General features: G+C 54.9%; 9 protein-coding genes and 3 pseudogenes. 10 read left to right on the top strand and 2 right to left on the bottom strand.

What is annotated here, in order from left to right:
- From JCM13995_RS11055 to JCM13995_RS17805, 6 genes are all read left to right on the top strand, one after another.
- On the top strand, window positions 1–250 hold a 250-nt coding region (locus tag JCM13995_RS11055), incomplete at its 5' end, for a hypothetical protein (RefSeq protein ID WP_225350860.1).
- 405 nt (window positions 251–655) lie between these two features.
- Entirely contained in the window at window positions 656–853 is a 198-nt protein-coding gene (locus JCM13995_RS17825) for a cation-transporting P-type ATPase (protein WP_054665621.1), read from the top strand.
- A 50-nt stretch (window positions 854–903) separates the two neighbouring features.
- Window positions 904–1,365, top strand: coding sequence for a P-type ATPase actuator domain-containing protein (locus JCM13995_RS17820; protein ID WP_054665616.1), 462 nt, complete (start codon window positions 904–906; stop codon window positions 1,363–1,365).
- Window positions 1,286–2,650 carry an HAD-IC family P-type ATPase gene (locus JCM13995_RS17815; RefSeq protein ID WP_369385716.1) on the top strand — a complete coding sequence of 455 codons (1,365 nt, stop codon included), beginning with the start codon at window positions 1,286–1,288 and terminating at the stop codon, window positions 2,648–2,650. Before JCM13995_RS17820 ends, JCM13995_RS17815 begins: the two co-directional genes overlap by 80 nt.
- Window positions 2,592–3,152 (top strand): cation transporting ATPase C-terminal domain-containing protein, encoded by a 561-nt coding sequence (locus JCM13995_RS17810; RefSeq protein ID WP_369385720.1) that lies wholly within the window; start codon window positions 2,592–2,594, stop codon window positions 3,150–3,152. Before JCM13995_RS17815 ends, JCM13995_RS17810 begins: the two co-directional genes overlap by 59 nt.
- A complete protein-coding gene (locus JCM13995_RS17805) occupies window positions 3,149–3,376 on the top strand; it encodes a cation transporting ATPase C-terminal domain-containing protein (protein ID WP_369385715.1) in 228 nt (75 codons plus the stop codon). The genes JCM13995_RS17810 and JCM13995_RS17805 overlap by 4 nt, the downstream gene beginning before the upstream one ends.
- A 96-nt stretch (window positions 3,377–3,472) precedes the next feature.
- Here JCM13995_RS17805 and JCM13995_RS16285 read toward each other — a convergent pair whose 3' ends face one another.
- Window positions 3,473–3,625, bottom strand: a complete 153-nt coding sequence (locus tag JCM13995_RS16285; RefSeq protein ID WP_225350859.1) for a DUF3955 domain-containing protein — start codon at window positions 3,623–3,625, stop codon at window positions 3,473–3,475.
- A 237-nt stretch (window positions 3,626–3,862) separates the two neighbouring features.
- Window positions 3,863–4,717 carry an AraC family transcriptional regulator gene (locus JCM13995_RS11035; protein WP_054665613.1) on the bottom strand — a complete coding sequence of 285 codons (855 nt, stop codon included), beginning with the start codon at window positions 4,715–4,717 and terminating at the stop codon, window positions 3,863–3,865.
- A 126-nt stretch (window positions 4,718–4,843) separates the two neighbouring features.
- Between JCM13995_RS11035 and JCM13995_RS11030 the strand changes: the two are divergent.
- The 4 genes and pseudogenes from JCM13995_RS11030 to JCM13995_RS18120 all read left to right on the top strand — a co-directional run bounded on the left by JCM13995_RS11030 (window position 4,844) and on the right by JCM13995_RS18120 (window position 10,946).
- Window positions 4,844–6,146 (top strand): annotated as a pseudogene (locus JCM13995_RS11030) (PTS sugar transporter subunit IIC).
- Between the two features lie 24 nt (window positions 6,147–6,170).
- Window positions 6,171–6,647: an SRPBCC domain-containing protein gene (locus tag JCM13995_RS11025; protein WP_054665611.1), complete on the top strand. Its 477-nt coding sequence runs from the start codon at window positions 6,171–6,173 to the stop codon at window positions 6,645–6,647.
- Window positions 6,619–8,855: pseudogene (locus tag JCM13995_RS11020) on the top strand (alpha-galactosidase). Before JCM13995_RS11025 ends, JCM13995_RS11020 begins: the two are co-directional and overlap by 29 nt.
- Window positions 8,856–8,906: 51 nt before the next feature.
- Window positions 8,907–10,946, top strand: a pseudogene (locus JCM13995_RS18120) (beta-galactosidase).
- Window positions 10,947–10,975: the final 29 nt, after the last annotated feature.

The following is a 10,975-nucleotide window of genomic DNA, read 5'->3' as shown; positions in this document are numbered from 1 at the left end:
ATTAAATCGTTTACTAAAACGGCGGAGCTCTGATTTAACTCAAGGGGGTGACCCGGTGGAAGTGACTGGTGTGAAGACACCTGATGCGCAAATTACAACGTTAGATGCCGAGATTCGGTCTATTCAGCGATCTTTGGAGACTGAAATAAGTGAAAAAAATAGGGAGGTTCTGAAGAAAAGGGTTAAGCGCCTGAATGTACGACGTAGAAAGCTGATGGGCAGAAAAAAAGGAATAGAGCTGTTCCTCTGAAGAGAAACAGTTCCGAGCTTGGCTAACCTGGTAGCGATTGGCAAGGCTCGATGTAGGAATTTTTAAAAACCATGTGAGCATATGGACCGGCGTGGTAAGACAAGGTGTCCGCCATATATTCGATTTGCAGATAGTGGGCGGAGCATCAAATATTGCACCATTCGGGATATTGGGCAAATGAATACGAGAACCCCAAGAGGAGGAAGCGATAATGTAGACGAAGCGAAAGTGTGGCCAGGAATAGTAACCTGATGCAAGGTTTGCTGTGGGGCCTAATGTGCACTGGCTTTTTTTGGCTGAAAGAATCCGCCCCAAGCCCAGTTGCGTGCGCCTGAGCATTCGGATAAAATACAATTAATATGACATGCAATATGCCAAATTTATAACGAAAAAGGATGATGATACATGGACAGTCCCGATGGTCAGAGGTCGATGACCCATTCTGAGGTGTCTGCGTTGCAGCAGGAGTTAAAGGTGCCGGATCTGGAGGCTGGGTTATCCAGTCAGGAGGCCGCCAAGCGCTTGGCGGAAAACGGGCCGAACGCGCTGGAATCGCACACCACCCGAAGTGGGTCATCTTCATTCGCCAGTTCAACAGCCTGATCATTTACATTTTGATTGGGGCCGCCGTACTGACAACCGTGATGGGAGAAATGACCGATACGATCATTATCGGTCTGGTCATCATCATCAACGCGATTATTGGGTATTCGCAGGAGAGCAACGCCTCGAACGCCCTGGAGCGGATCAAACAGATGCTGTCGCACGAGGCCACGGTGTACCGCGACGGCGAGCGCGTGGATGTCGATTCGGCCGACCTGGTCGTGGGCGATGTCGTGTTCCTCGAGGCGGGCGACAACGTGCCGGCCGATTTGCGCCTGTTTGACATTGATAACTTATCAATGCAGGAGGCGGCGCTGACTGGGGAATCTAACTCGGTCGAAAAAAAACGGTCGAGCCGCTGCCGGCGAACACGCCGCTGGCGGAGCGCACTAACATGGCCTTTGCCTCAACCGCCGTGGCCACGGCTCAGGGATGGGTCTGGTCGTCGCGACCGGGAAGGACACCGAGCTGGGGAAAATTTCCCAGGCCGTTGCGGACGTGCGCAAGGGTAAGACGCCGATGATGACCGAGCTGGACAATCTCGGCAAAGGGATCTCCTATGCAATTCTTGCCGTCGCGGTCCTACTATTTGGCCTCGGCCTGTGGTCTGGCCACTACTCGGTTGGCACGCTGGCGCTGGCGGTCGTCACGATGGTCGTCGGCTCGATGCCGGAAGGGCTGCCTGCGACGACCTCTGTGGTGCTCGCGATGGGCATGCAGCAGCTGGTCAAAAAGGAAAATACGATCGTCAAGACCCTGCCGGCCGTTGAGACCCTGGGCTCCGTTGACGTGATCGCGACCGATAAAACCGGCACGCTCACGAAAAACGAAATGACGATCACCAATATCATCACCCCGAGCCACGAATACACCGTGTCCGGGACGGGCTACGCGCCGACTGGCGAATTTAGTTTGCGCGGTAAACCGGTGACCGCCAAGGACCGCGCGGATCTGCGCGACCTTTTGATCGCCGGTTTTGAGGCCAACGACACGACGCTGGCGGAAATCGACGGCAAGTATGAGATCAATGGCGAGCCGACGGACGGGTCCTTTTTAACGGCGTACCACAAGGGTTTTGCCGATGAACCGGACTACGAAGAGCTCGACATGCTGCCGTTTGACTCGGACTACCGCTACATGGCCAAGCTGATGCGGTTGCCGGACGGTCAGCACCGCCTGTTCGTCAAGGGCTCGCCTGATAAGGTGCTGCCGATGGCCGAGACCGCTGACCCGTCGTTTGATACGCAGCATTACCTCGACCTGACGCAGGCCTATTCCAAGCAGGGGATGCGCGTCATCGCGGTTGCGGCCGAGGATATGCCGGACAGCGTCGACGAGATCACTGAGGGCCTCTGCGAGCACGGTGTGACCTTCCTGGGGCTGGCCGTCATCATTGACCCGCCGCGCGAGGAAGTCATCGCGTCGATTCGCCAGATGCGCATGGCGGGCGTCAAGGTGCGCATGATCACCGGTGACCATCCGGACACCGCGCTGGCCATCGCCAAAAAGCTCGGGCTGGCGGACAGCCCAACCGTTGTCACCGGGACCGAGCTGGCCGAGATGAGCGAAAAGGATCGCACGCAGGCGATGATCTCGACAGATGTCTTCGCCCGCACCACGCCTGCCGACAAGCTGGCGATCGTCACCGCGCTCCAGGAAGCTGGCAACGTCACTGCGATGGTCGGCGACGGGGTCAACGACGCGCCGGCGCTGAAAAAAGGCCGACATCGGCGTGGCGATGGGCGAATCCGGGACCGACGTGGCCAAGGACGCCGCCGACATGATCCTGACCGATGACAAGTTTACGACGATGGAAAAAGCCATCGCGCAGGGCCGCCGCATTTACGACAACATCAAAAAGAGCATTCTGTTCCTACTCCCGACGTCGTTTGCCGAAGGGCTGATCATTGCAATCACCATCCTGACGCAGGACAACATGCCGCTGAATGCCGCACAGATGCTGTGGATCAACATGGTCTCGGCCATCACAATTCAGTTTGCGTTCATCTGGGAGCCGGCGGAACCGGGGATCATGGCCTGGCCGCCGCGCGCCAACAACGCGTCGATGATGAACTGGCACGACGTTTTCCAAATCGCGTACGTGTCGCTGATGATTTCGGGCATCGGCCTGCTGGCGCACGACTGGCTACTGGCCGGCGGCTACGTCTCGGCGGAGGTGGCGTCGACGATGATGGTCAACATCATCATATTGGGTAAGATCTTTTACCTGTTCAACATCCGCACCCACGCCTTGGCGCTGTCCAAGCAGTTCTTCTCCAACCCGATGGCGTTCGCGTGATTGCAGCGATGATGGTGCTGCAGCTGTCGTTCACCTACATTCCGTTCATGCAGGGCGTCTTCCGCACGGCGGGGATGTCCTGGCTGGAGTGGGGCATTGCGATTGGCGCCGGGGTCATTACCCTGGCCGTCACCGAGTGTGACAAAATGATCCGGCTGTCCTACCGCAAGTGGGCGCACCGGATCACACGGCGCAAGTCGCCAGGTAACTTCAGACCAAAGTAAAGCCCCAGATTCGCAACCGCGAACCTGGGGCTTTTTGTGCACCGCCTTAAGCGTGCTGACGTTGCCCGTGCGTGAGGCCGGCCACCAAGTAGCTGACTATGCTGCAAAGAGGCCAGCAAAGCCAAGCGGCAGCAGGAAGAACGACTCGTGCAGCATGCCGCTGGCGTCGAGGTAGGTCGGCGTGAACGCTTTGATCACGAAGCAGGCGATGCCGAGGACCAAGAGCAGGGTGCCCAGCGCAGCGCCCAACGATGAACCCGTTCTTTTCCCATTGATAATGCCTCCGTTTCTTGAGTCTTGAGCATAGCAGAGATAAAGCCATTTGGCGTGAATGACGCAAAAATTAGCGGGTTCAGGGGGATCACATACGTCGAGTCATGCCGGTGATGTTCCATGGAAAACATCGCCTCGCTGTTCCAGAGAGACAGGTCACACTCTATGGTTAGAGCACTGGTTTCTGGCTATGGCCAGCGAGAACTTCACGCTTCACTTTTGCAGACTGTGTTCCTGCCGATAAGTGCGGGGCGAGCTGCCAGCCAGCTGGCTGAAGGCTTTGGAGAAAGAAAAAGAGTTTTGGTAGCCCACGGCTCGCGCGATGACCTGAATCGGGTAACTGGTTTCTAGAAGCAATTGTGTGGCACGCTGGATCCGATAGTTTCTGATGTATTGCTGGGGCGACTGGCCGACGTGCTTGACGAATAGGCGATGCAGATATGTGCGATCAATGTGCAGTGAGGCGGCAATGTCCTTAACCGACAGTGACTCGCCATAATTATTGGCGATGTAAAAGAGCGCAGATTCTAGTACTTCTTTCTGGTCGAGGCTGGTGCTTATCTGGGTGGTGGGGTAGCTCGAGCTAAGCTGAAAAAGAAATTCGTACAGCTTACCGGTCATGAGCAGATTGCGATTCCGCTGAGTATGCGAGGCGGAAATAACCGCCTGTGCCGCCTGAACTACGGCGCCATTCGCTTCAAAGGTGAACGTGGGATTGCTATTATTAAGGGCAGTGGTGCGTAGATACCGTTCGGCCGAGCGCCCAGAAAAGCCAATCCAAAGGTAGGTCCACGGCTTCTGATGATCTGCTTGGAATCGAATCAATGTGTGGGGTTCGATGACAAAGCCTTGCCCCGTGTGAAGTGGATAATAATGGTTCCGCACGGTGTAGCTACCTTCGCCGGCGAGCACAAAATAGACCATATAGCCGCTGCGCACGGTGGGGCCGTATGCGTGATCTGGATCACAGCGTTCACTGCCACAGGTGTATACGTTGATGTCTAAATTGGTGTTGCGGTTTAAACTAGAAAAATCATCAATTCTGTTAGCTTCATAGTTTGTCGACATTTGGATATGTTACCTCAACATTCTACTATTTTGTTAGGCTTACATGCCGTTATCATAACCCTTGTAAACCGATTTACAAAATTTTATTTGCTTGTTGCTATTATCAACCCAAGGAGGGTGAATCACATGAGCTTACAAGACACCATGAACGAGAAAGTGTTGCCTCTGGCGACCAAGTTCTCGCAAAACAAGTTTCTCATGAGTATTCGTGATGGCTTCATGGTTGCGTTCCCGGCGACGATGTTTGCCTCTATTATGATTATTATCCAGAATCTGCCAACGACTTTTGCTTTGCCAAATATGTGCCAAAAGGCGTGATGGATTTCCTGAATAATTTCCTCGGTCCAGTCTCTAATGCGACTATGAATATCACGTCGCTGTTCGTTGTCTTCGGTGTTGCATACGCCCTGGCAGGTCACTACCACGCCACTCAACTGTATGCAGGCGGTATCGCACTTTCTGCTTTTGTTATGTTACTGCCAATCACCAACACCAAGGCTGGTGCCTTTATCGACATCAATCTACTCGGCTCGAAGGGCATGTTCGTTGCCTTAATCACCGGGATTTTTGCCACCATTATCTACTCTAAACTTGAAAATGCCAACATTACGATTAAGATGCCTGAGTCTGTGCCACCGGCTATCGCGCAGTCATTTATCGCTGTTATTCCCGGTGCGGCATCACTGCTGACGTTCACCCTAATCCGTTTTCTCTTCACATTCACGCAGTGGGGCAACGCCTTTGACTTCATTTACGACGTGCTCCAGGTTCCAATTCAGGGCCTTGGCGCCACACTGCCAGCCACGTTGGTTGTCCTGTTCTTCTCACAGTTCCTTTGGTGGTTTGGGATCCATGGGACATTGCTGGTGAACTCAGTTGTTTCGCCTATCTACGCCGCGCTCGATATTCAGAACTACAATGCTTATCAGGCCGGCAAGTCCATTCCTCACATCATTTGCTCGACTTTTGCGGGCAGCTTTGAAACTTCAGGGATGATTCTTGGGATTTCACTTGCTGGGTTGTACATTGCTCACTCCGCACGGTTGAAGCACACCATGGAGTTAACCTCCGTTCCTTCAATCTTCAACATCAGTGAACCAATGACCTTCGGGGTACCGATGGTCCTGAACCCGACGATCTTTATTCCATGGATTGTTGTCCCACTGATTATGACGACAATTTCTTACTTTGCTTTTGCCACTGGTTGGTACCATACCCGACCGGTGCGACTGTTGTTTGGTCCACACCAATTATTCTGCAAGGCTGGTTAGCCACCGGTTCTTGGCGCGGCGGTCTTCTCCAGATTGTGATTGTAGTCGTTTCAACAATTATCTGGATTCCGTTCCTGAAGGTGCTGGATAAGCAGTACCTGAACGAAGAAAAAGCACAAGCAGCCAAGGAGGCTGAAGCTTCTGCTACTGAGCAGTAACGTTTTAGCATAGGAGGGATCACGATGGCCAAAACAATGACCTACGCTTATGACATGGCGCTGCCAGTCGCGGATGTGTTCGCGACGATCATGGCGTCGCAACTGGCGTACTTTCACACGCGCAATGCCGCCATTCATGAGCTGAAATTGGGCACGAGTGTGGCGACAACACTGCGGACCAAGACGGATAAAGATCCGGTCCCAGCGACGATGACTGTGAGCGAGCTGATCCCAAACGAGCGGTTTTCTATGGAAGTGGCGTATGCTGCCGGTAAGATCACGACAACATACGCACTGACGCCAACTCAGGCTGGTGTCAAGGTGAGTTACAGCGAGACCAACACGTTCGTCAAAAAGACGTTTGAACGCAGCTTTTCTTGGGTCGGTTGGGCCTACACGCTGCTCTATCGACGTAACATCAAAAAACGCATGCAGTGGATCGAACAGTCTACTGTGCGTGAAAGCAAAGTAGGTGACACCAACGACGCTCCAAGTATTTAACGAGAAGTTCTTTCACCTCAGTAATAATCAGGTCAGCTACATTATCGACGTGCTTCCGAACGGTGAGCTGGGTCACTTGTACTTTGGCCCGCGGCTGGACCTCGACGAGGCGCAGCTGGCAGTACTGGCCACGCCAGTTAGCAAATCTGGTGGCACCGTTAAGTTCAGTGCAAACGACCACCAGTTTAGTCTGGCCGATCAGATGCAAGAACTACCAGTATACGGCAGTACTGATTACAGACAGGGTAGCATCGCACTGAAGGCGGGGCAAACGCCACTGTACCTTGATCTAAAGTACCAGTCTTATTCGGTCACTCATGATAAACCTCGCAATTTAGCGGTGCCTGGCGCTTTTGGCAATCAGGCCGACTGTTTGGCACTCACGGTTACCGATTCGACCTGGGATGTCGAAGTTGTCCTGCACTATGCCCTGTTTGCTGACGCCGCAGCAGTGGTCCGCTGGGCGACAGTCACGAATCGCAGCAATCACCCCTACTTACTTGAGCGCCTTTTCAGCGCCACGCTTGATTTACCAGAGTCAGACTATTCGTTCCTTCATCTATCAGGAAACTGGGCGCGCGAACGTCAGGTTCAGACTCACTCGTTGGCCCAAGGTACGGTGAGTGTTGAATCGCTTCATGGCGCCTCCAGTCATCAGCAGAACCCTTTTGTGGCTCTGGTAAAGAACGGTGCCACTGTCCGCAGTGGAGATGCTTATGGCTTAAACCTGATTTATTCGGGTAACTTCTTGGCCTCCGCCGAAGTCAACGAGTTTCAGCAGACACGGCTAATGACGGGCATCCACCCGAGTCACTTTGAATGGCTGCTGGATCCCCAAAAAAGTTTCACTTCACCCGAGGCAGTGCTCCTGTACTCTGCGAGGGGCATGAGTGGCTTGGCCCAGCAGTCAGCAATGTTTGCTGATCACCACGTCATCGCACCGGAATGGCAGGGCCAGCCGCGACCAATCGTGCTCAATAGTTGGGAGGCTTCTTACTTCGATCTGAATCCTCAGGCACTAATGCGGCTAGCGGACCGGGGCAAAGAAATCGGTATTGATTGTTTTGTGCTTGATGACGGCTGGTTTGGCGGTCGCGATGCGGATAACTCTTCGCTGGGCGACTGGCATGTCGATACTAGGAAGTTTCCGGATGGGTTAGGTAGTTTTGCCGACGCAATCCATCAGCGTGGCTTGCAGTTTGGTTTGTGGTTTGAACCGGAAATGGTGTCCCCTGACACTACCATGATCAAGCGGTATCCGGACTGGGTCGTGGGGCCGCCGCGGGGTCGACGTTCAATTGGACGGCACCAATACGTGCTCGATTTTGCCAATCCTGCAGTAGTGGAAGATTTGTTTGACCAGATGGCAAAGGTGATTGATGAGACCCACCTTGACTATATCAAGTGGGACATGAATCGGGATATCACTGAGGCTACTCAGCATATTTGGCCGCGCAAGGACGCCCACAAGGCGAGTTTTTCCACCGTTATATCCTTGGCGTGTACGCGTTGTATACGAAGTTGCTGCAGGCCTATCCGCACCTACTCATTGAAGGATGCGCCGGCGGTGGTGGCCGGTTCGACCTTGGCATTCTCTTCTACTCACCGCAGATCTGGGTCTCAGATGATAGTGATGCGGTTGAGCGTTTGAAAATTCAGTTTGGGACGAGCTTGGGGTATCCTCTGAGCGCGATGAGTAATCACGTGACCAAGGTACCCAATGATCAGGTCGGCCGCACCACGCCTTTAGCAATGCGCTATGACGTCGCCACGTTTGGCGTATTAGGCTACGAACTGGATTTGACCCAGTTGGACCAGAAGACGCTGAATGCCCTCAGATCTCAGATTCATGAGTACCGTAAGAATCAGCAGTTGATTTTGAATGGACGATTTGAAATATTACGGCCAACTGGTGATAATCATAATGAGTACGCATGGGCGGTCGTCAACCAAGACGCCACTGAGGCTCTGGTCGGTTTTTTCCGGATCTTGGCAACACCTGGTCAAACCGTATCGGATCACCTAAAGTTGCCGTTTCTTGATGACCACCGGCGTTATCGCATTGGTGGGCAAAGCGTGCCGGTATCGGGCAGCGTGTTACGGAATATTGGCCTGTCTTTGCCAGTTCAATTTAATGGCGTCAATGCTGATACAGCCAGTCTTCGTGGCGATTATCAGTCGTGCTTGGTGCACCTGATTGCCGTCTAGTGACAGCCGCCGCTGATGGCGGCTGTTTCGTTAATAAGGAGTGATCAAATAATGAATTTTGATGTCGATCAGCGGCTAATGCACGGCGGCGATTACAACCCCGACCAGTGGCTCGATTATCCAGAAATCTTGAAGCAGGACCTGGAGTTGATGAAGCAGGCCCACATCAACACCGTGACGCTGGGCGTCTTTGCGTGGGACGCGCTGGAGCCCACGGAGGGCCATTTTGAATTCGGCTGGCTGGACCAGGTGTTCGACGAGATCAACGCAATGGGCGGCAACGTGGTGCTGGCGACCCCAAGCGGTGCCCGGCCGCGCTGCTGTCGGAAAAGTACCCCGAGGTCAACCGCGTCGACGACCGCCTGCAGCGTCACCACCACGCTTTCGCCACGACCACTGCTTCTCGAGCCCGATTTACCGGCAAAAGGTGCAGGAAATCGACCGGCGTTTGGCTGAGCGCTACGGCAACAATCCGGCGCTGTCCATGTGGCACATCTCCAACGAATTTTCCGGTGAGTGCTTCTGCGACTTGTGCGAGGCCAACTGGCAAAAGTGGCTGCAGAAAAAGTACAGCAGCCTCAAGGCGGTCAACGACGCCTGGCTGATGAGTTTTTGGAGCGGCCATTACACTGACTGGCAGCAGATCAAGGTGCCCAGCCAGCTGGCAACCACCAAGACGCACGGCATGGCGCTGGACTGGAAGCGGTTCGTCACCGACATGACCATCGACTTTTTCGACATGGAAAAGGCGACGGTGAAGGCCGTCAATCCGGCTGTGCCCGTGACCACCAACTTCATGGCGGAGGGCTCAAACGGGGACTTTGTGCCGCTTGAGGGCATCGACTACGCCAAGTTTGCGCAGCACGTCGATGTCGTGTCCTGGGACGCTACCCGCAGTGGAACAACAACCTCGAACCGTTTTACGAAACGGCGATGAAGGCGGCCTTTGTGCATGACACGTTCTACGGTCTGAAAAACCAACCGTTTCTGGTGATGGAGTCCACGCCGTCAAGGGTCAACTCGCCGGTGGCCAAGGCTAAGCGGCCGGGCGTCCACGCGCTGAGCTCGTTTCAGCAGATTGCCCACGGCTCGGAAGGCAGTCTCTACTTCCAGTTCCGGCAGGCCCGCGCCAACTCCGAAAAGTTTCACAGCGCTGTCGTCGGCCACGACAATGACCCACACAATCGCGTGTTCCGGGAGGTCGCGGCGTACGGTGCCCGGCTGGAAAAGCTCGGCGGCGTGCGCGGCAGCAAGCGTCCAGCCCAGGTCGCCATTTTGTACGACTGGCAAAGCCTCTGGGCGCAAAAGCGTGAGGCCGCGTTTGGGCGCGACCGCAAGCGCTACTTCCAGACGCTGGAGGATCACTATGCGTACTTCTGGCAGCATGATATTCCGGTCGCACTGGTGCCGACCAGTCGGGACTTCTCCGGCTACGACATCGTCATCGCGCCGATGCTGTACGTGATGACGCCGACGCTTGAGGCGCGGCTGAGCGATTACGTGGCCGGTGGCGGGACGCTCGTGTCGTCTTACTTCGCCGGGATCGTCGACCCGCACGACACGGTGCTGCTGAACGGGTGGCCGCAGCCGCTGCAAAAGCTGTTTGGTATTCACCCGACTGAGTTCGACTCGTTGTATGAGGGGGAGCACAACCGCTTGGCGTACGCGGGACAGGTCTTCCAGACCAGCGAGTTCAACCAGCTGATGGAAGCGACCGGCGCCACGGTGCTGGGCACCTATGAGGCCGACTTTTACAAGGGGACGCCGGCCCTGACCGTTAATCAGGCGGGCAAAGGGCGTGCCTATTACATCGGACCGCGCACCGGGCGCGATTTTCTGGATGTCTTCTACGGGCGGCTATGCCAGAACCGGGAGCTGCGCGCGCCGCTGCTTGCCGAGACCCGGCCGGAGGTGTCCGTACAGGCCCGGTACGCGGATAAGTGCACCTACTATTTTGTCATGAATATGAGCGCTGACAAGCAGGCCGTCACGACGACGATGGCGACGGTCGATGCCGAGTCTGGCCAGAACGTGGCCGCTGGACCGTTGACCCTGCCGGCGTACGGTGTGCGTGTGTTGCGGCGTGGTTAGGACTGGGCAAGACTAAAAACATCCGCCAA

Origin of the sequence: Lacticaseibacillus camelliae DSM 22697 = JCM 13995 (assembly GCF_001311195.1) — a bacterium.
Taxonomy (GTDB): Bacteria; Bacillota; Bacilli; order Lactobacillales; family Lactobacillaceae; genus Lacticaseibacillus; species Lacticaseibacillus camelliae.
This window is presented reverse-complemented; position numbering and strand designations above follow the sequence as displayed.